This is a genomic window from Pseudarthrobacter sp. P1, from assembly GCF_050156935.1.
Classification (GTDB): Bacteria; Actinomycetota; Actinomycetes; order Actinomycetales; family Micrococcaceae; genus Specibacter.
In genome coordinates this window covers 2,346,046-2,367,554 of record NZ_CP189584.1, presented here as the reverse complement: position 1 = coordinate 2,367,554, position 21,509 = coordinate 2,346,046, and the positions used below count along the sequence as shown (strand labels likewise).

Sequence of the window (21,509 nt, the reverse complement as noted above, 5' to 3'; positions counted from 1 at the left end):
CCGTGCAACTGAACATGCTCTCCTTCATCACCCAAATGGGCATCCTGCTGGTGGCCCTCGCCGTGCTGCACCAGCCGTTGGGCGCGTATCTGGCCCGCACCTTCACCGGCCACCGCGATCTGGCGGTTGAGCGGGGCTTCTACCGGCTGGCCGGCGTGGACGCCCGGGCGGACCAGCGCTGGACGGTGTACCTGCGCTCCGTGATCGCCTTCACCGCTGTCTCCATCCTGGTGGTCTACCTGCTCCAGCGCCTGCAGGGCGTGCTGCCCTTCAGCCAGGGCATGGCCGGCGTGGACCCGTGGGTGGCGATGAACACCGCCGTCTCCTTCGCCACCAACACCAACTGGCAGACGTACGCACCCGAGGCCACGCTGGGCTTCGGCGTCCAGATGCTGCTGCTGGCCGTGCAGAACTTCCTTTCCGCCGCCGCCGGCATCTGTGTGGCCGTGGCCCTCATCCGCGGCATCACGCGCTCGCAGACCAGCCAGCTGGGCAACTTCTGGGTGGACATGGCCCGGACATCCCTGCGGGTGCTGCTGCTGCTGAGCGTGCTGGCCGCCGTCGTGCTGGTCATTGGCGGCGTGGTGCAGAACTTCACCTCGACGGACATCACCACCCTTGCCGGCCAGGCGGCACAGACGGTGCCGGGCGGACCGGTGGCCTCGCAGGAGGCGATCAAGCTGCTGGGCACCAACGGCGGCGGATACTTCAACGCCAACTCCGCCCACCCGTTCGAGAACCCCAACGTTTTCACCAGCCTCTTTGAGGTCTTCCTTCTCCTGCTGGTCCCCTCCGCCCTGCCGGCCATGTACGGCCGGATGGTGGGCGACAAACGCCAGGGCTACACGGTGCTGACCGTGATGGGCGCCTTCTGGCTCATCTCCTCGGCCCTGATGGCCTGGGCGGCGGCGGCCGGCGCAGGCACCGGCCTGGGCGAGGGCTTCGAGCAGCGCCTGGGCGTGGCCCCGAGCAGCATCTTCGCCACCGCCACCACGCTGACGTCCACTGGCGCTGTCAATGTGGCCCACGATTCCCTGCCGCCCCTGGCGGGCGGGCTGCTGATGCTGAACATGATGACCGGCGAGGTGGCCCCGGGCGGTGTCGGCTCGGGCCTGTACGGCATGCTGGTGCTGGCCATCGTCACGGTGTTCATCGCCGGGCTGATGGTGGGCCGCACCCCGGAAATCCTGGGCAAGAAGGTCGGCGCCCGGCAGATGAAGCTGGTGGCCCTCTACATCCTGGTGACCCCGGTCCTGGTCCTGGCGGGCACGGCCATCACGGTGGCGCTGCCGGAGCTGTCCGCCGCGGCACCGGCCACCGGCCCGCACGGATTCAGCGAGATCCTCTACGCCTTCACCTCCGCCGCCAACAACAATGGCTCGGCCTTTGGCGGGATCACCACGTCCGGACCGGGCCTGGCGACGCTGCTGGCGCTGGCCATGCTGCTGGGCCGGATGCTGCCCATCGTGCTGGTGCTGGCGCTGGCCGGCTCGCTGGCCGAACAGCGCAAGATCCCCGTCACGTCTGGCACCGTGCACACCCACGGGGCGCTCTTCGCCACCATGCTCGGCGGCGTCTCGCTGATCCTGACCGCCCTCACCTACTTCCCGGCCCTTGCCCTGGGGCCGGCCGCCGAAGGACTCGTGAAATGAACGTTTCTGCACTCAGCGCGGCCATCCCGCTGGCTCTGCGCAAACTCTCCCCGCACTATCTGGTCCATTCGCCCGTGATGTTCACGGTGCTGGTGGGATCCATCGTGTGCACCCTGGTCACAGCCGTCCAGATCCTCCAGGGTTCCGCCATGGTGTGGTTCTCCGTGGCCGTGACGTTTTGGCTCTGGCTGACGGTGCTCTTTGGCAACGTCTCCGAGGCCATCGCCGAGGGCCGGGGCAAGGCCCAGGCCGACAGCCTTCGCGCCACCCGGACCTCCGTGCTGGCCCGCCGCTGGCTCGACGGCGGCAACGGCACCTTCCGCGAGGAGCGCGTGCCGGGCATCGAGCTGCGGGTGGGTGACCTGGTGGTCTGCGAGGCCGGCGATGTGATCCCCTCCGACGGCGAGGTGGTGGAGGGCCTGGCCAGCGTGGACGAATCCGCCATCACGGGCGAATCGGCCCCGGTGATCCGCGAGTCCGGCGGGGACCGCAGCTCCGTCACGGGCGGCACCACAGTGCTCTCGGACCGGATCGTCGTGCGCATCACCGCGGCCAGCGGCCAGACCTTCCTGGACCGGATGATCGCCCTGGTGGAGGGTGCCACGCGTCAGAAAACTCCCAACGAGATTGCGCTCAACGTGCTCCTCGCCAGCCTGACCATCGTGTTCCTGGTCGCCATCCTGGCCCTGGTCCCGATGGCCGCCTTCGCCCACGCATTGCCCACGCCCATCGTGCTGGTGGCGCTGCTGGTCTGCCTGATTCCGACGACGATCGGCGCTCTGGTGCCGGCCATCGGCATCGCCGGCATGGACCGGCTGGTGCAGCGCAATGTGCTGGCCACCTCCGGCCGGGCCGTGGAGACGGCCGGCGACATCACCACGCTGCTGCTGGACAAGACGGGCACCATCACCTTCGGCAACCGCCGCGCCGTCGCGTTCCTGCCCGCCGACGGCGTCGAGAGCTCGCGGCTGGTGGAGGTGGCCCGGCTCTCCAGCCTGGCCGACGAGACTCCGGAAGGCCGTTCCATCATTGACCTGGCCGCCGAGCAGGGTGTGCAGGAGCCCAGCCTGGAGGAGCTGGGCCGGCGCGCCGGCGGGCTCACAGTGGTGGAGTTCAGCGCCACCACGCGGATGAGCGGCCTGGACCTGGTCATGGCCGGGACGGCCGGCTCCGGGCCGCGGGCCATCCGCAAGGGTGCGGCGTCCGCCGTCGCCGCCTATGTGGGCGAGCGGGGCGGCTACGTGCCGCAGGAGATCGAAAGCGCTGTGGCGGAGATCTCTGCCCAGGGCGGCACCCCGCTGCTGGTGGCCAGCGTGGAGGGGCCGCGGGCCGAGGTGCTGGGCGTGATCCACCTGGCCGACGTCGTCAAGCCCGGCATGAAGGAGCGCTTTGCGCAGCTCCGGGCGATGGGCATCCGCACCATCATGATCACCGGCGACAACAAGATCACCGCCGGGGCCATCGCGGCCGAGGCCGGTGTGGACGACTTCGTGGCCGAGGCGACGCCGGAGGACAAGCTGGCGGTGATCAAGTGCGAGCAGGACGCCGGACGGCTGGTGGCGATGACCGGAGATGGCACCAACGATGCACCGGCCCTGGCCGCGGCCGACGTCGGCGTGGCCATGAACAGCGGCACCAGCGCCGCCAAAGAGGCCGCCAACATGGTGGATCTGGACTCGGACCCCACCAAGCTGATCGACATCGTGGGCATCGGCAAACAGCTGCTGATCACCCGCGGATCGCTGACCACGTTCTCGGTGGCCAACGACGTCGCCAAGTATTTCGCCATCGTCCCAGCACTTTTTGCGGCGGCGTTCCCCGGGCTGGGGCTGCTGAACATCATGGGGCTTGCCTCGCCCTCCAGTGCCATCCTCTCCGCCGTCATCTTCAACGCTGTGGTGATCGTGCTGCTGGTGCCCCTGGCCCTGCGCGGCGTGAAATATCGGGCCGTTTCCGCGGCCTCCGCGCTGTCAAGGAACCTGCTCGTCTATGGGCTGGGCGGCGTCATCGCCCCGTTCATCGGCATCAAACTCATCGACCTGCTCATCTCCCTCATCCCGGCCCTGGGCTAGCCCAACGAAAGCTGATCGCCATGACTTCCTATCTGCGCCAACTGCTCACCGCCGTGCGCTTCCTGCTCCTGGCCACCCTCGTCCTGGGCGTCCTCTATCCGCTGGCCGTCTTCGGCGCCGGCCAGGTGGTGGCGCCGGCCCAGGCGAACGGTTCCATCATCCGCGAGGTCTCCGCCGGGGTGGCAGCAGCCGGGGTGTCCGACGGCGGCGGCTCCGGCGCGCGCGCCGTCGGCTCCGCGCTGCTGGCCCAGCCCGTGGACGGGGAGAAATTCTTCCACCCCCGCCCGTCCGCCGTGGCCTGGGATCCGGCGTCCTCCTCCGCCAGCAACCTGGGCCCCAACTCCCCGGCGCTGGCCGAGGCCATCGCCACGAACCGTGCCGAGGTGGCCGCCCGCGAAAACGTGGACCCGGTGGCTGTGCCCATTGATGCCGTGACGGCCAGCGGCTCCGGCCTGGACCCGGACATCTCCCCGGCCTACGCCGCCCTGCAGGCTCCCCGCGTGGCCAAGGCCAACGGGATCAGCGAGGCCCAGGTCAGGGAGCTGGTCAGCCAAAACACCACCGGCCCCCTGGAATCCTTCCTCGGCCAGCCCGCCGTCAACACCACCACCCTCAACGCCGCAATTGCCGCCCTGGGGAAATAGCTGCCACCGCATCGTTCGATGGGGGTCGCGAGAAAGACAGCCAATGAGAAGCCCGACGGCACCCCGGCCGCCAGCCCCCTGTGCCGGACCCGCCACGGGCTGTTGCCCCGGCCACAGCGGCAGTGCGAACCACCGTCGCGAACCGAACAGACGCCCTGAGTCGAGTTGCTGAGCTGGGAGGCTTCCATAGGCGCGCATCGCGGCCGGGCGCGGCGGAAGCTCGCCCCGCGAGCGAACGACGCTCCCGGACCGTGTCTAAGCGCCGGGAAGCCTCCCAGCTCAGCCGCGGCCGGGGCATAAGCAGGGTGTAGGCAGCGCAAGAGACAAGTACTGAGAGAATCAACCCATGGCACGCGGCATCTTGAGAATCTTCCTGGGCGCGGCCCCCGGCGTCGGCAAAACCTACTCCATGCTGGAGGCCGGCCAAACGCTCATGGCCGCCGGCACCGACGTCGTCGTCGGGATCGTCCTGGACCACGGCCGCGCGCCGACACGAAAGCTCGCCGACGGGCTCGAGCAGGTGCCCACGCTGGCCCTGGACTACCGCGGCGCGCAGTTCGAGGAGATGGACGTGGCCGCCGTCCTGGCCCGCAAGCCCGCCGTCGCCCTCGTGGATGAGTACGCGCATTCCAACATCCCCGGCACCGGCCACGCCAAGCGCTGGCAGGACATCGAGGAGCTGCTGGCCGCCGGCATCGACGTCATGTCCACGGTCAACGTCCAGCATCTGGCCTCCCTCGGCGACGTCGTGCACAGCATCACCGGCGTCCGCCAGCAGGAAACCGTCCCGGACGACGCGGTGCGGCGGGCGGACCAGATCGAACTGGTGGACATCCCGCCGGAACTGCTGCGCCAGCGGATGGGCGCCGGGCTGGTCTATTCCCCGGACAAGGTGGATGCGGCGCTGGCCAACTATTTCCGGCTGGGCAACCTGACGGCGCTGCGCGAACTGGCCCTGCTGTGGCTGGCCGACCGGGTGGAGGAGGGACTGGCCGCCTACCGGGCCACGCACGGCATCGAGGCCAGCTGGCCCACCCGCGAGCGCGTCGTCGTCGGGCTGACGGGTGGCCCGGAGGGGCAGGTGCTGATCCGGCGGGCCGCACGCATCCTCAGCCGGGTCAGCGGCGGCGAGCTGTTGGCCGTGCACGTGCGGCGCTCGGACGGCGTGGCGGGGGAGTCCCCGCAGGAGCTGGAGGTGCAGCGCCAGCTGGTCACGGACCTGGGCGGGACCTACCACTCCGTGGGCGGGGACGATCCCGCCCAGGCGCTGCTGGCGTTTGCCCGCAGCGTCGATGCCACCCAGCTGGTGGTGGGCACCTCCCGCCGCCGGGCACGCAGCGCGCTGTTCCGCGGCGCGGGCGTGGGCACCCGGGTGGTGCGCGATTCCGGCGACATCGACGTCCATATGGTCTCCCACCCGCTCGGCGGGCGCGGCGTGTCGGGGGCCGTCCGCGGCAGGCTCGGCCGGCGCCGGGTGGCCATCGGCTTTGCCCTGGCGGTGCTGCTGCCGGCGCTGGTCCAGTGGCTGCTGGGCTACTCGCAGAACGCGAATTTTGCCACCATCATGCTGATCCAGTTCACGGCAGCCATTGCCGTGGCCCTGGTGGGCGGGTTGTGGCCTGCCGTCGTGGCCGCCGCGTGGAGCTCGTTGCTGCTGAACTTCTTTTCCGCGGATCCGGTGGGGACGCTGACCATCAGCGATCCACAGAACCTGCTGGCCCTGGCCATCTTCCTGGCCGTCTCCGCCGCCGTGGCCGTGGTGGTGGACAGGTCCGCCCGGCGCTCCCGGGAGGCGGCGGTGGCCGGCGCCGAGGCCGCCACGCTCAGCGAGCTGGCCCGCGGCGTGCTGGCCTCCCCGGACACCGTGCAGGTGTTCCTGGAGCAGGTCCGTGAATACTTCCAGGTGTCCACCGTGGCACTGTTCCGCCGGGAGTCCGCCCGCACGGACGACGGCGGCGGCCCGGCCCGGGTGCCGGTGTCCGGCTGGGCGCTGGCCGCCAGCGTGGGGTCGGCACCGCCGTCGGAACCCGGCGACGCCGACAACGTGGAGGAGGTCTCCGCCACGCTGGTGCTGGCCCTGAACGGGCGGACTCTGCCGGCCAGCGACAGGCGGCTGCTGGGGGCGTTCGGCGCGCACCTGATGGCCATGGAGCAGCGCGATGAACTCAGCGAGTCCCGCAAGGCCAATGTGCGCCTGGCGGAGGGCAACAAGATGCGCACCGCCGTCCTGCGCGCCGTCTCGCACGATCTGCGCACCCCGCTGGCGGGGATCAAGCTGGCGGTGAGCAGCCTGCGCCAGAGCGAGGTGACGTTCGCCCCCGAGGAGGAGGCGGAGCTGCTGGCCACCATCGAGAACTATTCGGACCGGCTGGACGGGCTGGTGGGCAACCTGCTGGACATGTCGCGGCTGAGCGCCGACACCGTGACCCCGCTGCTGGAGCCGGTGAGCTGGCGCGATGTCCTGCCCGAGGCCCTGCGCGGGGTCCCGGCCGGGCGCGTCCTGCTGCAGCTGCCGGCCAACATGCCGCCCGTGGATGCGGACGCCGGCATGCTGGAGCGGGTGCTGGCGAACATTGTCGAGAATGCGCTCAAGTACGCTCCGGACTCGGAGATCCTCATTGTCGGGGCGGTCGGCGGTGCCGGCTGGGCCACGATCGAGGGCCAGCCGGCCAGCGAGCTGCGCATCATCGACCGCGGCAGGGGCGTGCCGGCCGACGCCGTCGTCGCCATGTTCCAGCCGTTCCAGCGCCTCGACGACGTCTCATACGGCGCGGCGGGCGGCACCGGCGTCGGGCTGGGCCTGGCCGTGGCCAAGGGCTTCATGGAGACCATGGGCGGCGTGCTCGAGGCCGAGCAAACCCCCGGCGGCGGGTTGACCATGGTGGTCAGGCTGCCCATTTCAACCGGCGTGAGCCGAAGGAGGAACGTATGAGCTGGGTCCTGATTGTCGACGACGAACCCCAGATCCTGCGCGCGCTGCAGATCAATCTGCACGCCCACGGGTACCAGGTGATTGCCGCGCACGACGGCGCCTCGGCGCTGCTGGCCGCGCAGAAGCACCCGCTGGATGTGGTGGTGCTGGACCTGGGCCTGCCGGACATGGACGGCGTGCAGGTGATCGAGGGGCTGCGCGGCTGGACGTCCGTGCCCATCATCGTGCTCTCGGCCCGGCACGGCTCCGAGGACAAGGTGCTGGCGCTCGACGCCGGGGCGGACGATTACGTGACCAAGCCCTTTGGCCTGGACGAGCTTCTGGCCCGGCTGCGCGCGGCCTCCCGGCGGGCGACCAGCAACCCCGAAGAGGCGCCCACCATGGCCACCGCGGACTTTGTGGTGGACCTGGCACAGAAGCGGGTCACCCGCGCGGACGGGGATGTCCGGCTGACGCCCACGGAGTGGAAGATCCTGGAGGTGCTGGTCCGCAGCCCGCGCCGGCTGGTCAGCCAGCAGCAGATCCTGACCCAGGTCTGGGGGCCGGCCTATGCCGGGGAGACCCACTACCTGCGCGTCTACATGGCCCAGCTGCGGCGCAAGCTGGAGCCGGACCCGGCCGTGCCGCGGCACCTGCTCACCGAGGCCGGCATGGGGTACCGCTTCGAGCCCTGAGTGGGCCATTCCACATCTAGTCAATCTTGATTAGTCATAAAATGACTACTACTCTGGATCCATGTCCAAACGATCCCCCCTCGCGCTCGCCGTGCTCGCCCTGCTGGTGGAGGCGCCCATGCACCCGTACCGGATGCGGCAGCTGATCACCGAGCGGGGCAAGGACGAGGTCATCAACGTCACGCAGCGGGCCAGCCTCTACAACACCATCGACCGGCTTGTCCGCGACGGGTTGGTGCAGCTGATGGAAACCAGCCGCGAGGGCCAGCGGCCCGAGCGCTCGGTCTACGAGGCCACCAGCGCCGGCCGCGATGCCGCACAGGCCTGGATGCGGGAGATGCTCACCGCCCCGCGCCCGGACTACCCCGAATTCACTGCGGCCCTGGCCCATCTGCCGATGATCGAGCCGGAGCAGACGGCCCAGTGCCTGCGGGTGCGGGCCGCCAGCGTTGCGGCCGACGTCGCCCGCCTTGAGGCGGGCATGGACGAGGTGAAGGACTGGCTGCCGCGGCTGTTCCTGCTGGACACCGAACTCATTCTTGAAATGCGGCGCACCGAGTTGCGCTGGATCACAGGCCTGTTGGCCGATCTCGACAACGGCACCATTGCCTGGAGCCACGAGTCAGTGGCGGCCTTTGGCGCCATTCACCATCCCCACAACCCCGAGGACCTTTCATCATGAAAACGCACGCCGTGCCCACCGGCAGGGCACGTTCCATCGCGCTCATCTCACTGTTCCTGGCCTCCTTCATGGAGCTGTTGGACGCGACCATTGTCAACGTGGCCCTGCCCCAGATCGAGACGTCGCTGGACGCCCAAAACGCCGAACTCCAGTGGATGGTGGCCTCCTACACGCTGGCCCTGGCCATCGGCCTGATCACCGGCTCCCGGCTGGGCGACATCTACGGCCGCAAGAAGCTCTTTGTCATCGGCCTGGTGGTCTTCACCCTGTCCTCGGTGCTGTGCGGCATGGCCATGAACCCGGAGATGCTGATCGCCTCCCGCGCCTTGCAGGGCTTCGCCTCCGCTGCCATGATCCCGCAGGTGCTCTCCAGCCTGCAGGTCATGTACAAGCCGGCCGAGCGTGCCGGCGCCATGGCCGGCTTTTCCGCCCTCGCCGGCGTGGCCGCCGTCTCCGGCCCCATCCTGGGCGCCATCCTGACCGACGCCAACCTCTTTGGCTGGGGCTGGCGCACGATCTTCTTCGTCAACATCCCCGTGGGCATCTTCGCGGTCATCTGCGCCCTGAAGTTCGTGCCGGAATCCGTGGCGCCCAAGCGGCACAAGCTGGACCTCTCCGGCGTCGTGGTCCTGGCCGTGGGCATGTTCGCCATCCTGTACCCGCTCACCATGGGCCGCGAGGAAGGCTGGCCGCTGTGGACGTACCTCTGCATGGCGGCCGGGCTGCTGGTGCTGGTGGGCTTTGTCCTGCTGCAGCACCGCGAAGAGAAGCACGGCGGAGAGCCGCTGGTGCCGGTGTCGCTGTTCAAGAGCCGCTCCTTTGCCGCGGGCATCGTGATGATGTTCCTGTTCTTCATTCCGATGAACGGCTTCTTCCTGATCCAGACGCTGTTCCTGCAGCTGGGCCTGGACTATCCCATCCTGCGGGCGGGCCTGACCATGATCCCGTTCTCCCTGATGGTGCCCATCCTGGCGGGTCTGTCCGCCGCCATTCTGGCCAAGAAGATTGGCCGCGTGGTGCTCCAGCTCGGTCCGCTGGTGATTGCCATTGGCTTTGTGGTGCTGATCTTCACCGTCCAGGCGGCCGGCGGAGGCGTTACGCCGTGGCACCTGCTCGCCGGGCTGGCGCTCAGCGGCGCCGGCTTCGGCATGGTGGTGGCGCCCGTGGGCATCTTCGTCCTGTCAGAGGTCCCGGTGAAGTCCGCCGGGGCCGCATCGGGGCTGTTCAACACCACCAGCCAGCTCTCCGGAGCGCTGGGCGTAGCCATCGTGGGCACGCTGTTCTTCAACGGGCTGGAGGGCAGCACCGCGCACAGCAAGTCGGCCGTGTTCATTGAGGGCTTCTCCTCCACCATGTGGCTCATGGCCGGCGGCATGGTGCTGGCCGCCGTCGCCGCCAGTTTCCTGCCCCGCTGGGCCTCCGAGGCCGAGCTCTCCGCTGCGGAACCGGTGCTCGAAACCGCCTAGCAACCTTCGTTGAGGCGTGGGCTGATGCCCTTTTGGAACGATCTAAAGGGCATCAGCCCACGCCTCAATGTGCTTTTAAGACGTACATTGGGTGCCATGGAACTGGGGAAAGTGCTTGCCGTCTGCCGCGTCCACCAATTGCTTCCCGACGCCGGGAACGTGGGCGTCACTGCCATCGACAAACGGGCCGTGGACGGGCCGGTGAAGGTGGGCCGGCTGGGCGTCCATGCCGATGTCCAGGCGGACCGGAAGCATCACGGCGGGCCCGACCAGGCCGTCTACGCCTATTCGCAGGACGACGCCGACTACTGGGCCGCCGAGCTGGGCCGGGAGGTTCCGCCCGGGCTCTTCGGCGAGAACCTGCGCATCGATGGGGTGGAGGCCACCGGCGCCGTGATCGGCGAACGCTGGCGGATCGGGGCCGATGTGCTGCTCGAGGTGACGGCGCCGCGGGTTCCCTGCGCCACGTTTGGCCGCCGGATGGGGGAGGAGCGGTGGGTCAAGCGGTTCACCGACGCCGGCCGGGTGGGCACCTATCTGCGGGTGCTGGCCAAGGGCACCATCGCGGCCGGGGACACCATCGCCGTGGAGCACCGGCCGGAGCATGGGATCACCATCGGCAAATATTTTTCGGCTCCGACGGTGCACGATGTCACCGCCCTGTGGCGCCTTGCAGAGGCCGGCAAACTTGACCTCGCGGAGTCCTACTGGCCCTACTTTGAGCGGGTTTTGCGCGGACACAGCTAGCGGTCCCCGGCAGCCACCCGGCCCGCCGCTCGGCGGCGTGTGCCCAAACTCACGGCACCCCATCGACATGGGCGGTACCGGGTGGGTAGCGTATGCCCTACAATTTAAATATCCCCCACTCCGGTATTCCCTTTATTTTTTTCTGCCCAATTTTTGAGGCAGGAGCCTGAAGTGTATGGGGCCCGCACATCATTGGCGGGCATGAACGTTCATAGGGGATCGCCGGCAAAGAAAACGCCATACGGTGTCAGCGAAGGCTGCCACCCGTGGCCGCGAAAGCGGCGCGCAGCTATGGCGAGAGGTCCTGCCAGGGATGGTTTTGGCGGCTGGATTTCTTTGTAATGCGGCACCCTCGCCGCTTGGCCCTATGAATGAGGACTAGTTTCCATGCCCGAAAACACCATCGAAGAAAACATCACCGAAGACGCCACCGTCGAAGAGCCCCAGATTCTCTTCACGGACCTTGGCATCGACGGCCGTGTCCTGGCTGCCCTGAGCGACGTCGGCTACGAGAAGCCCTCGCCCATCCAGGCCGCCACCATCCCGCTGCTGCTCGAAGGCCGCGACGTCGTCGGCCTGGCGCAGACCGGTACCGGCAAGACCGCCGCGTTCGCCATCCCGGCCCTGTCCCGCATGGCCGAGCTGATGGACCTCAACGGCCCCACCAAGGACACCCAGATCCTGGTCCTGGCCCCCACCCGCGAGCTGGCCCTGCAGGTTGCCGAGGCATTCTCCTCCTACGCGGCCCACATGCCCGACTTCTCCGTCCTGCCGGTCTACGGTGGATCCGCCTACGGCCCGCAGCTGGCCGGCCTGCGCCGCGGCGCCCAGGTTGTTGTCGGCACGCCCGGTCGTGTGATCGACCACCTGTCCAAGGGCTCCCTGGACCTGTCCAACCTCCAGTATCTGGTGCTGGACGAGGCCGACGAGATGCTGCGCATGGGCTTCGCCGAGGACGTCGAGCAGATCCTGTCCAAGACCCCTGACACCAAGCAGGTGGCACTGTTCTCCGCGACGATGCCCGGCGCGATCCGCCGCATCTCCAAGCAGTACCTGAACAACCCCGCCGAGGTCACGGTCAAGTCCAAGACCACCACCGGCGCCAACACCCGCCAGCGCTTCCTGCAGGTCATGGGCCCGCACAAGATGGACGCTCTGACCCGTGTGCTTGAGGTCGAAGAGTTCGACGGCGTCATCGCCTTCGTGCGCACCAAGATGGCCACCGAAGACCTGGCCGACAAGCTGCGCTCGCGCGGTTTCCTAGCCGCCGCCATCAACGGTGACATCCCGCAGCAGCAGCGCGAGCGCACCATCGAGGCGCTGCGCGAGGGCAAGATCGACATCCTGGTGGCCACCGACGTCGCCGCCCGTGGCCTGGACGTGGAGCGCATCACCCACGTCATCAACTACGACATCCCGCACGACACCGAGTCCTATGTGCACCGCATCGGCCGTACGGGCCGCGCCGGCCGCTCCGGCGACGCGATCCTGTTCATGACCCCGCGCGAGAAGTACCTGCTGCGCGCCATCGAGAAGGCCACCCGCCAGCCGGTGGACCAGATGCACCTGCCCAGCGCGGAGACCATCAACTCCCTGCGCCTGGGCAAGTTCGCCGAGCGGATCACCGAGACCCTGGCGTCCGAGGACGTCGCGAAGTTCCGCGACCTCATCGCCAGCTACGAGCAGGAGCACGACGTGCCCGCCTCGGAGATCGCCGCAGCCCTGGCCGTCATGGCCCAGGGCGGACAGCCGCTGCTGGTCAACGACCTGCCGGCCGCACCGGACTTCCAGAAGAAGGACCGTGCCAAGGACGGCTTCGGCTCCCGTGGCCCGACACGCACCCTCACCGAGGGCAACGCCACCTACCGCATTGCGGTGGGCCGTCGCCAGCGCGTGATGCCCGGCTCCATCGTGGGCGCCATCGCCAACGAGGGTGGCCTGTCCTCCTCGCAGATCGGTGGCATCGACATCCGTGCCGACCACACCCTCGTGGAGCTGCCGGCCGAGCTGAGCAAGGACCAGTGGCGCGCCCTGAGCAAGACCCGCATCGGCGGCGAGCTCATCCACCTCGAGCTGGACAACGGACGCCGTCCGGCCACCGATGGTGCCAGCACCGGTGGCGGCGGATTCCGCGGCCGTGAGGACCGTGGCGACCGCGGCCAGGGCGGCTTCAAGAAGAAGTTCGAAGGCGACCGTGGCGGCTACCAGGGCAGCTCCGACCGCGGCGGCTACCAGGGTGGCGGCGAGCGCGGCGGCTACCAGGGTGGCGGCGAGCGCGGCGGCTACCAGGGTGGCGGCTACAGCAACGACCGCGGCGAGCGCGGCCAGGGCCACACGGGCACCGGCGGCGGCGACCGTCGTCCCCGCCACGGCAAGGACGCAGGCGCCGGCATCGGCGCCAAGGACTTCAACCGCAAGGGCAAGTGGTAGGCCCTAGGGTCCACCAGCCTCAGGCCTAACTAAACAGGCATTGCTAAAGAGGGGCCGTTCCAGTCAGCAGACTGGAACGGCCCCTCTTTTCTTGCCTGGGGATCCCGCAGGGCAGCGGCGGCAGGAAACGGCCTGGCGCGCCGCCCGCCACCCGCCGACGCCGGGCCAGCCGATGGCCGTGTGGATCCCGCAGGGCGCCCCAGGAAGGCAGTGGAAGGCTCCAGGGAGGCTGTGGACGGCCCCGTGGGGAGGCCCTGGGGTATCGCGGGCGCAGTCGGCGGTTCCGGCCCTCCCCGGGCTGTCCGGGGCCGTCGTTGCAACCGTGCAGTGCCCGCGCCGGGACCATGCGCGGTGCGGTTCGGGTCTTCCGTTGCCGTTTGAGTCTTCGGCCCCCTGTGCACCTGCGGCGCATGACCACAACGGCAGCGGGAGACCGGCCGCCACCGATGGCCGATTGTGGCCAAGGTCACAAGGAAAGTTTGACGGAAAGTGCGGTGCGCCCGCCCTTGTGCGGCCCGCCGAGACGGCCGAAAATCCGCGGAATTCCGGGGTTTATGGCCTGCCAGGGGACCCCGACTGGCCCCGATTTCGCATCCGGCAAAACCACTGGTAAAGTATTTTCTCGTTGCCCCCCTAGCTCAGTGGTAGAGCGCGTTCTTGGTAAGAACGAGGTCACCGGATCGATTCCGGTGGGGGGCTCTGAATGGGTAGGCTCGTGTCAAGACGGTTTTGGCCGGCTGGCGCGGGCTATTCCCATTTATGGCGGCGTAGCTCAGTTGGTTAGAGCGCACGACTCATAATCGTGAGGTCGGGAGATCGAGCCTCCCCGCCGCTACAAAAAAGAGCGGGCCGGAAGCACCAGCTTCCGGCCCGCTTTTCGTTTAAGCGTCGGTGCAAGGCTGTCTCCGGACGGCGCCGTGGGCTAACGTGGGCGCCAAGCCCACCCGCACCACCGAGGAGCACCCATGCAGCGAGTCCTGATCATTGGCGGCCACGGAAAGATCGCACTCCAGTTGGCAGGGATCCTCAGCGGGGCCGGGCACCAGGTCACCTCCGTGATCCGCAAGAACGAGCAGAGCGACCGCGTGGCCGAAACCGGCGCACGTCCGCTGGTCCTGGATGTTGAAACCTCCACCCAGACCGAGCTGGCCGCGGCCATGGCCGGCCACGACGCCGTCGTCTGGTCGGCAGGAGCCGGCGGCGGGAACCCAGAGCGCACCTATGCCGTGGACAGGGACGCGGCCATCCGGTCCATGGATGCGGCAGCAGCGGCGGGCGTGCGGCGCTATGTGATGGTGTCCTATCTGGGCGCGCGGGCGGACCATGGCATCCCCGAGGGCCATGGGTTCTTTGCCTATGCCCAGTCCAAGGCGGCCGCCGACGAGCACCTGCGCGGCACGGGTCTGGACTGGACCATCCTCGCACCCGGCGCCCTGACCGATGAGCCGTCCATCGGGCGCATCAACCCGTCTCCCTCGGGGTCCGATACCCGGACCTCCCGCGCCTCTGTGGTATTGGTTGCAGCGGCGGTGCTGGAACTCCCCGAAACTTCCCGGAAGACCATCGCGTTCACCGACGGCGAGGTGCCCATTGCCGAGGCCCTCGGCGGGCCCTGACGCCCCAGACATAGGCAACTGTCCCGCACTTATCGCTCGCTTGGACGTCCAAGCGAACCATAAGTGCGGGACAGCTGAGAGATAGGCGGCCCCTCAGGCCTTGGCGGCGACCAGGTTGTCCAGCGGCTTCTCGTAGCGCTCCTGCAGGATGCGCAGATGCAGCCAGGAATCGGCGGAGGCCACCGAGTCCAGGTTCCGCAGCTGGTCCAGGATGGTGTTGAGCTCATCCAGCGAGCTGACGCCCACCGTGGCCACGAGGTCATGGCGGCCGAAGCAGCTGGCGATGAACTCCACGCCGGGGGTGTTGGAGAAGAACTCGACGGCTTCCTCCGTGCCGGAGACGGTGGTGATGCCGAAGCCGAAGGCCATGGAGCACGATGAGCCCGTCCGGCTGAGGATCGGGCCGATCTGCATGACCCGGGATTCCAGCAGGCGCAGCACCCGGGTCCGGGCGGCACTGGCGGACAGGCCGACGCACTCGCCCAGCGCCTCGAAGCCCAGGCGTCCGTCCTTCTGCAGTTCGCCCATGATCCGCAGGTCCACGCCGTCCAGCTCCAGTCCTTGTTGGAGCGGTTCCTTGTCCAGGAAGAGGCTGCGCACCACCTCTTTGTACATGAGGACGTCGACGGCGGCGACGCCGGGTGTCGCGCGGATGGCATCCACCTGTTCGTAGAGCTCGGCCACGGTGGGCAGCCGCAGCTCGGTGATGATGCCATAGTGGCCGGTGGTCAGCGAGGCGAAGACGGCACCGTCGAGGCTGGCCAGCTTGGCCAGGACGGCTTCGGCCGATCCGCGCAGTTGGATGGAGAGGTGGGCCACGGCGTTCAGGCCCAGCACCCGCGGGTGGATGGCGGCCACGATGCGCAGTTCACCGGACGCGGCAAGCTCATTGAACCTGGCCGTGACCGCCGAGCGGGTGACGCCGAGTTGCTTGGCGAGATCGCTGAAGGACGCCCGGCCGTCGGTCTGCAGCAGGCGCACCAGCCGGCCATCAAGGTTGTGCATGGTCTTCACAATAATCGCCTGCCGTCAATGTGCCCTGGATCCAGACCCAACCGCCGGGCGCGCCATGGCCGGCCGGTTCGCTGTCAATATCTCCATCGTAGAGCGCCAGAACCGCAACTATGAATGGTTTTGTCGTAACAGGCCTGCAAATTACGCGTCAGAAGCAGTAGTGACAGAAAAATTGTTTCCCTTTCTGTCGCATTCTGGCTACTGTAGTGATCGGCGCCACACTGGCGAGCTCCACATCCTTCGCGCTCCTGCGAACCGTTCCCCATTGGAGACCTGCAATGCACAAGTTCACCAAGACCGCCATGGCCGTTGCCACCGCGGCCCTGTTCCTGAGTGGCTGTTCCGCCACTGCCTCCACCGGATCCGCCACCACCGCCGGCAATGGTGCCGCAGCGGCGGCGGCTCCTGCCGGCCTGGTCAACGCCGGCAAGCTCACGCTCTGCATCGACCCCGAGTACGCCCCGCTGGAGTACTACGCCAATGGCTCCAGTGGTCCGATCAGCGGCTTCGACGCCGACGCCGCCCGCGCCCTGGCCGGACACTGGGGCCTGGAAGCCAAGTTCGAGGTCACCACCTTTGATGGCCTGATGCCGGGCCTGCAGAGCAAGCGCTGCGATGCCATCTTCGGTGGGCTTTACATGAGCGAGGCACGCCTGGCCGTGGCCGACGCCGCACCCGTCATGAATGCCGGCCCGTCCATCCTGGCCAGCCCCGGCAACGCCGCGAAGATCAAGGAGCCGCTGGACCTGTGCGGGCAGTCCGTCGCCGCCCAGAGCGCCTCCTCCAACGCCGCCCGCATCACCACGCTCAAGGACGAGTGCAAGGCCGCGGGCAAGCCGGAACCCAAGCTCACCGAATACCCCAAGACCGCCGAGACCGTCCTGGCCGTGATCAACGGCAAGTCCGACGCCCTCATCGAGACCAACGTTGCGGCCGCCTACATGGCCTCGCAGAACCAGGGGAAGCTGGAAGTCGCACCGAAGGTGTTCGCCACCGACACCACCTTCGGCGTCTTCAGCCGCAAGGGCTCGGAGACCTCCCCGGCCATCGCCGAGGCACTCAAGGCCCTGCACGCCGACGGCACCCTGGCCAAGATCGCCCAGGACAACAAGCTCGACGCCACCATCGTCGACGTCAAATAGCCATTGTGGACGGGCGCCCGCACCGCTGCGGGCGCCCGTCCTCCCCAAGAGATAAGGAAAGATCCGATGGAGTTTGATCTCGGCATCTTTGTCCAACAGCTCATCAACCCGGACTACATGACCGGCGCGTTCCTCTCCGTGGCTGTCGCCGTCCTCGCGCTGATCCTGGCCACCGTCCTCGGGTTTCTCCTGGCGTTGGGCCGGACCTCCAAGAACAAGACGTTCCAGGGGGTCTCCGGCCTCTACATCTGGTTCTTCCGGGCCATCCCCGCCCTGTTGGTGCTGCTGATCATCTGGAACGCCCTGCCGCAGCTGTTCCCGGTGCTGCGCCAGGATTGGTTCTCACCGTTCATCGCCGCCTTCATTGGCCTCGGCGTCGTCGAGGCAGCCTTCATGGCCGAGATCATCCGCTCGGCGCTGATCAGCATCGACGAGGGCCAGGGCCTGGCCGGCCGTGCACTGGGCATGTCTCCGTGGAAGGTGATGACCAAGGTGGTGCTGCCCCAGGCGGTGCGCATTGCGCTTCCCCCCGCCGGCAACGAATTCATTGGCCTGGTGAAGTTCTCCTCGCTGGCCTCGGTCATCTCCCTGCAGGAGCTGCTGACCACGGCACAGGTGGGTGTGAACATCACCTTCCGCTACGCCGAGTACTACGCCGCCGCCATCGTCTACTACCTGATCATTGTCAGCCTGCTGACCCTGCTGCAGAGCTACGTGGAAAAGAAGTTCCTATGGACATCGCGTACAAAATCCAAGAAGCCCTCGACACCGGCACCCGTCGCCCAAGGAGTGGTGGCATGACCAACGAGATCACCGCCCCCGCACCCGGTGCCGTGTGGAACGAGAGCCAGCCCGTCCTGCAGGTGCGCAACCTGCACAAGGCCTACTCGGACCAGCAGGTCCTCAAGGGTGTCGAGTTCGACATCCACCAGGGCCAGGTCAAGGCCGTGCTGGGCCCCTCGGGCTCCGGCAAGTCCACCATGTTGCGCCTGATGGCGCTGCTGGAACCGGCCGACGACGGCGACATCCGCCTGCGCGGACGGCGGATCGGCGTCCGCGAGCGCGGCGGGGCAACGATAGCCCTGCCCGAGCGCGAGCTGGCCAAGGAACGGGCGAACATCGGCATGGTGTTCCAGAAGTTCAACCTCTTTCCGCACCTGTCGGCCTGCAAGAACGTGATGCTGGGCCTGACCAGCGTGCAGAACGTCCCGCACAGGGAGGCCGAGGCCCAGGCCATGGCCATGCTGGAGCGCGTGGGCCTCGGCCACCGCGCCGGCCACTACCCGTCCGAGCTCTCCGGCGGCCAGCAGCAGCGCGTGGCCATCGCCCGGGCCCTGGTGCTGAACCCGACGGTCCTGCTCTTTGACGAGCCCACCTCCGCCCTTGACCCCGAACTGGTGGGCGAGGTGCTGGACGTGATGGAGGGTCTGGCCAATGACGGCATGACCATGATCGTGGTGACCCACGAAGTCCGCTTCGCCCGGCGCGTGGCCGACGAGGTGACGCTGTTCGACAGCGGCATCATCGTGGAGCAGGCCTCTCCGGATGAATTCTTTGACAACCCCCAGCACGAACGCACCAGGAAGTTCCTCAGCCATGTCCACTAACCAGCTCCCTGTGTCTCCGCGATCGACCCCGCGTGCGTCCCCGGTTGGGGGCATCCGCCCGCTGCGCCCCGTCCGCCCCCTGGCTATCTATACGGACATGGAGGACATCGACCACGCCTCCGGCATCGCCCTGCTGGAGCAGCACGGCTACGAGGTCCGCTACCTGGGCACCCAGGACCCGGCCACCATCGCCGCCGAGGCCACTGGCGCCGAGGCGCTCCTGGTGGGGTACGCATCCATCACGGCAGAGGTCATGGATGCCATCCCGGGGCTGAAGATCATTGCCCTGCTGTCCATGGGCTTTGACAACATCGAACTCGAGGCCGCCAAGGCGCGGGGGATCTGGGTGACCAACCTCCCCGGCGTGGCCACCGAGGAGGTCGCCTCGCATGCGCTGGCCCTGGCGCTTGCCGTGGTCCGCGAGATCCCCTATTTCCAAGAGCGTGTGGCCGCCGGCGACTGGAACTCCCGCCCCGACTCGGCCGTGTTCCGGCTGAGCCAGCAGCGCCTGGGCCTGGTGGGACTGGGCCGGATCGGCACCAAGCTGGGCGAGCTGGCCTCCCGGATGTTCGGCGAGGTCATCGGCTACGATCCCTTCCTGCCCGACACCGAGGACACCCGGGCCATGCTGGCGGACGCCGGCATCCGGCGGACCAGCCTCGAGGAAGTTCTCACCACTTCGGCAGTGGTCTCGCTGCATGTGCCGTTGACCGAGGACACCCACCACCTCATCAACGCCGAAACGCTTCGTTCCATGCGCCCGGGCAGCTACCTGGTCAACGTCAGCCGCGGCCAGCTTGTCGACAACGAGGCCCTGCGGGACGCCATCGACGCCGGCCACCTGCGCGGTGCCGCGCTGGACGTGCTCGACGTCGAGCCCGCCCCGGCGGACCACCCGCTGATGGGCCACCCGCGCATCCTCATCACCCCGCACGTGGGTTTCCTGTCCGAGCACACGCTCGCCGAGTACATCCGGGTCCAGGCCCAGAATGTCCTCTCGCACGCGGCAACCGGCACGCCGGATACGCCCCTGTTCGTGTTGGAACCGGCCGGCTGACCGCCGCTCCGAACCACCCTCTTTCCTAGCTGCAAAGGCCATTGCCATGACAACCCGTTCTTCCCACCAAACCTCCGTCGTCGCCCCGGCGGCCACCCTGTTCTTCGGCGGCACCATCCGCACGGTTGATGCTGCGGACTCGGTGGCCGAGGCCATCCTGGTGATCGGCAACCGCATCGCCGCCGTCGGCTCCCAGGCACACTGCCGTGCCGAGGCCGCCCGGCTGAGCACCGCCGCCGTGGCGGAGATTGACCTGCAGGGCCGCACCATGGTCCCCGGGTTCACCGACCCGCACGCCCATCCGCTGATGTACGGCCAGCTGCTCTCCTGGGTCGACTGCGGCCCCGAGGCGGCACCGGACATCCCCACCATGCTGTCCCTGCTGGCTGCCGCAGCGGCCCAGCTGCCGGCGGGAACCCCCGTCCGCGGCTACGGCTACGAGCACCGCAACCTGGCCGAGCAGCGCCACCCCACCCGCCATGAGCTGGACACCGTCTCCACCGACCGCGAGGTCTACGTGATGAACGCCAGCGGCCACGGCGGCGTCGTGAACTCCTTCACGCTGGCCCAGGCCGGCGTCACCGACGCCACCCCCAATCCGGACGGCGGCACGTTCTTCCGCGATGCGCAGGGTTCGCTGACCGGCGAACTCTCCGATGCCGCCTGCGACATCCTCACCGGAGCTGACGGCGTGAAGCTGGGCCACCACGGTCCGAACTTCCACCTCGCCGACAGCAAGGACCAGCACCGGTCGCAGCTGCTGCACGCCCAGCGCAACTTCCTCGCCAACGGCGTCACCACCATTGGCGATTGCCAGGTGACCCGGCGCGAATTCTCCGCCTACCTCGACCTGGTGGAGCGCGGCGAGCTGGTCACGCGCATCAACGCCTACTTCCTCTCGAGCCTGCTCGAGGAGGTGCTGGAGCTGGGCCTGGTGGACAAGTTTGGCGACTCGCTGCTCTCCTTCGCCGGCATCAAGCTCTACGCCGACGGCACCCTGGGCGGCTGGACGGCCTACTTCCCGGAGGGCTACCGGGACGATCCCTGCCGCACCGGCTCGCTCTACCACGAGCCCGCCGAATACCGCTCGCTGGTGGCCCGGGCGCACAGCGCCGGCCTGCAGACGGCCACCCACGCGCAGTCGCCGACGGCGATCCAGCTGGTGATCGACGCCGTCAAGGAGGCCGTGGCGGCCAGCCCGCGCGCGGACCACCGGCACCGGATCGAGCACTGCGGCCTGCCGACGCCCGCGCAGATCGTGGAGATGGCCGAGCTGGGCATCCTGCCGGTGAACCAGCCGCAGCACTACTACAACTGGGGCCCCGGCGTGCTGGATGCCATCGGCTCGCCGGGGGAGCGGTTCAACCCGCTGGGCGAGTTTGTGGCGGCCTCCGTGCCGGTCACCATGAGCTCCGATGCCCCGGTGGCCGAGCCCCGCCCGCTGGAGGCGATCCAGACCTCCGTCACCCGCAAGACCCGTTCCGGTGTGCAGCTGGGCGGCGACGGTCTCAAGATCGACGCCGTCGCGGCGCTGCGGGCACACACCATCAACGGCGCCCGGGCCATGGGCCGCGAGCAGGAGCTGGGTTCGCTGGAGGCCGGCAAGCTGGCCGACTTCGTGCTCCTGGCTGCCGACCCGCTGCGGGCGCCGGAGGGCGAGATCAGCTCCATCTCCGTGCTGGCGACGTGGGTCAACGGCGTGCAGGCCTACAGCGCCCAGTAGTACAACGAGCGGCACACGGAAGGGCGGCTCCCCGGTGGGGAGCCGCCCTTC

16 protein-coding genes and 2 tRNA genes are annotated in these 21,509 nt (G+C 68.5%); 17 read left to right on the top strand and 1 reads right to left on the bottom strand.

Annotated features, from left to right (window positions below; all coding sequences use genetic code 11):
• Positions 1 to 8: 8 nt before the first annotated feature.
• The 12 genes from kdpA (at position 9) to ACQCSX_RS11105 (ending at position 14,915) form a co-directional block, all read left to right on the top strand.
• Entirely contained in the window at positions 9 to 1,652 is a 1,644-nt protein-coding gene (kdpA, locus tag ACQCSX_RS11160) for a potassium-transporting ATPase subunit KdpA (protein ID WP_427019029.1), read from the top strand.
• Positions 1,649 to 3,724 (top strand): potassium-transporting ATPase subunit KdpB, encoded by a 2,076-nt coding sequence (kdpB, locus tag ACQCSX_RS11155; RefSeq protein ID WP_427015394.1) that lies wholly within the window; start codon positions 1,649 to 1,651, stop codon positions 3,722 to 3,724. The genes kdpA and kdpB overlap by 4 nt, the downstream gene beginning before the upstream one ends.
• 20 nt (positions 3,725 to 3,744) lie before the next feature.
• The gene (locus tag ACQCSX_RS11150) at positions 3,745 to 4,368 is read left to right on the top strand and encodes a potassium-transporting ATPase subunit C (RefSeq protein WP_427015393.1); all 624 of its coding nucleotides are present in this window, start codon (positions 3,745 to 3,747) and stop codon (positions 4,366 to 4,368) included.
• Positions 4,369 to 4,714: 346 nt separating this feature from the next.
• Positions 4,715 to 7,300, top strand: coding sequence for a DUF4118 domain-containing protein (locus ACQCSX_RS11145; RefSeq protein ID WP_427015392.1), 2,586 nt, complete (start codon positions 4,715 to 4,717; stop codon positions 7,298 to 7,300).
• Positions 7,297 to 7,974: a response regulator gene (locus ACQCSX_RS11140; RefSeq protein ID WP_427015391.1), complete on the top strand. Its 678-nt coding sequence runs from the start codon at positions 7,297 to 7,299 to the stop codon at positions 7,972 to 7,974. Before ACQCSX_RS11145 ends, ACQCSX_RS11140 begins: the two co-directional genes overlap by 4 nt.
• A gap of 61 nt (positions 7,975 to 8,035) precedes the next feature.
• Entirely contained in the window at positions 8,036 to 8,656 is a 621-nt protein-coding gene (locus tag ACQCSX_RS11135) for a PadR family transcriptional regulator (RefSeq protein ID WP_427015390.1), read from the top strand.
• Positions 8,653 to 10,122: an MFS transporter gene (locus tag ACQCSX_RS11130; RefSeq protein WP_427015389.1), complete on the top strand. Its 1,470-nt coding sequence runs from the start codon at positions 8,653 to 8,655 to the stop codon at positions 10,120 to 10,122. Before ACQCSX_RS11135 ends, ACQCSX_RS11130 begins: the two co-directional genes overlap by 4 nt.
• Before the next feature lie 96 nt (positions 10,123 to 10,218).
• On the top strand, positions 10,219 to 10,869 hold the full coding sequence (locus tag ACQCSX_RS11125; RefSeq protein WP_427015388.1) for an MOSC domain-containing protein: 651 nt from the start codon (positions 10,219 to 10,221) through the stop codon (positions 10,867 to 10,869).
• Positions 10,870 to 11,256: 387 nt separating this feature from the next.
• A complete protein-coding gene (locus tag ACQCSX_RS11120) occupies positions 11,257 to 13,299 on the top strand; it encodes a DEAD/DEAH box helicase (RefSeq protein ID WP_427015387.1) in 2,043 nt (680 codons plus the stop codon).
• A gap of 627 nt (positions 13,300 to 13,926) precedes the next feature.
• Positions 13,927 to 13,998: transfer RNA gene (locus tag ACQCSX_RS11115), tRNA-Thr, on the top strand.
• Between the two features lie 62 nt (positions 13,999 to 14,060).
• A tRNA-Met gene (locus ACQCSX_RS11110) sits at positions 14,061 to 14,134 on the top strand.
• A 130-nt stretch (positions 14,135 to 14,264) separates the two neighbouring features.
• On the top strand, positions 14,265 to 14,915 hold the full coding sequence (locus ACQCSX_RS11105; RefSeq protein WP_427015386.1) for an SDR family oxidoreductase: 651 nt from the start codon (positions 14,265 to 14,267) through the stop codon (positions 14,913 to 14,915).
• A gap of 93 nt (positions 14,916 to 15,008) precedes the next feature.
• On the opposite strand, the gene ACQCSX_RS11100 is transcribed toward ACQCSX_RS11105, so the two are convergent.
• The gene (locus ACQCSX_RS11100; protein ID WP_427019028.1) at positions 15,009 to 15,920 is read right to left on the bottom strand and encodes an Lrp/AsnC family transcriptional regulator; all 912 of its coding nucleotides are present in this window, start codon (positions 15,918 to 15,920) and stop codon (positions 15,009 to 15,011) included.
• A 287-nt stretch (positions 15,921 to 16,207) separates the two neighbouring features.
• Between ACQCSX_RS11100 and ACQCSX_RS11095 the strand changes: the two genes are divergently transcribed.
• The 5 genes from ACQCSX_RS11095 to ACQCSX_RS11075 all read left to right on the top strand — a co-directional run bounded on the left by ACQCSX_RS11095 (position 16,208) and on the right by ACQCSX_RS11075 (position 21,458).
• Positions 16,208 to 17,071, top strand: a complete 864-nt coding sequence (locus tag ACQCSX_RS11095) for a transporter substrate-binding domain-containing protein (protein WP_427015385.1) — start codon at positions 16,208 to 16,210, stop codon at positions 17,069 to 17,071.
• A 66-nt stretch (positions 17,072 to 17,137) separates the two neighbouring features.
• Positions 17,138 to 17,872 (top strand): amino acid ABC transporter permease, encoded by a 735-nt coding sequence (locus ACQCSX_RS11090; protein WP_427015384.1) that lies wholly within the window; start codon positions 17,138 to 17,140, stop codon positions 17,870 to 17,872.
• Entirely contained in the window at positions 17,869 to 18,678 is an 810-nt protein-coding gene (locus ACQCSX_RS11085) for an amino acid ABC transporter ATP-binding protein (RefSeq protein ID WP_427015383.1), read from the top strand. Before ACQCSX_RS11090 ends, ACQCSX_RS11085 begins: the two co-directional genes overlap by 4 nt.
• A gap of 10 nt (positions 18,679 to 18,688) precedes the next feature.
• A complete protein-coding gene (locus ACQCSX_RS11080) occupies positions 18,689 to 19,735 on the top strand; it encodes a C-terminal binding protein (RefSeq protein ID WP_427015382.1) in 1,047 nt (348 codons plus the stop codon).
• Between the two features lie 46 nt (positions 19,736 to 19,781).
• Positions 19,782 to 21,458, top strand: a complete 1,677-nt coding sequence (locus ACQCSX_RS11075) for an amidohydrolase (RefSeq protein WP_427015381.1) — start codon at positions 19,782 to 19,784, stop codon at positions 21,456 to 21,458.
• The last annotated feature ends 51 nt before the right edge of the window (positions 21,459 to 21,509 follow it).

What these genes read in the sequence shown, in the direction of transcription:
- ACQCSX_RS11100 (WP_427019028.1), bottom strand. Translation starts at nt 15,920, where the DNA reads ATGCACAACCTTGATGGCCGGCTGGTGCGCCTGCTGCAGACCGACGGC.
- ACQCSX_RS11095 (WP_427015385.1), top strand. Translation starts at nt 16,208, where the DNA reads ATGCACAAGTTCACCAAGACCGCCATGGCCGTTGCCACCGCGGCCCTG.
- ACQCSX_RS11145 (WP_427015392.1), top strand. Translation starts at nt 4,715, where the DNA reads ATGGCACGCGGCATCTTGAGAATCTTCCTGGGCGCGGCCCCCGGCGTC.
- ACQCSX_RS11105 (WP_427015386.1), top strand. Translation starts at nt 14,265, where the DNA reads ATGCAGCGAGTCCTGATCATTGGCGGCCACGGAAAGATCGCACTCCAG.
- ACQCSX_RS11120 (WP_427015387.1), top strand. Translation starts at nt 11,257, where the DNA reads ATGCCCGAAAACACCATCGAAGAAAACATCACCGAAGACGCCACCGTC.
- ACQCSX_RS11085 (WP_427015383.1), top strand. Translation starts at nt 17,869, where the DNA reads ATGACCAACGAGATCACCGCCCCCGCACCCGGTGCCGTGTGGAACGAG.
- ACQCSX_RS11140 (WP_427015391.1), top strand. Translation starts at nt 7,297, where the DNA reads ATGAGCTGGGTCCTGATTGTCGACGACGAACCCCAGATCCTGCGCGCG.
- ACQCSX_RS11125 (WP_427015388.1), top strand. Translation starts at nt 10,219, where the DNA reads ATGGAACTGGGGAAAGTGCTTGCCGTCTGCCGCGTCCACCAATTGCTT.
- ACQCSX_RS11150 (WP_427015393.1), top strand. Translation starts at nt 3,745, where the DNA reads ATGACTTCCTATCTGCGCCAACTGCTCACCGCCGTGCGCTTCCTGCTC.
- ACQCSX_RS11075 (WP_427015381.1), top strand. Translation starts at nt 19,782, where the DNA reads ATGACAACCCGTTCTTCCCACCAAACCTCCGTCGTCGCCCCGGCGGCC.
- ACQCSX_RS11130 (WP_427015389.1), top strand. Translation starts at nt 8,653, where the DNA reads ATGAAAACGCACGCCGTGCCCACCGGCAGGGCACGTTCCATCGCGCTC.
- ACQCSX_RS11090 (WP_427015384.1), top strand. Translation starts at nt 17,138, where the DNA reads ATGGAGTTTGATCTCGGCATCTTTGTCCAACAGCTCATCAACCCGGAC.
- ACQCSX_RS11135 (WP_427015390.1), top strand. Translation starts at nt 8,036, where the DNA reads ATGTCCAAACGATCCCCCCTCGCGCTCGCCGTGCTCGCCCTGCTGGTG.
- kdpB (WP_427015394.1), top strand. Translation starts at nt 1,649, where the DNA reads ATGAACGTTTCTGCACTCAGCGCGGCCATCCCGCTGGCTCTGCGCAAA.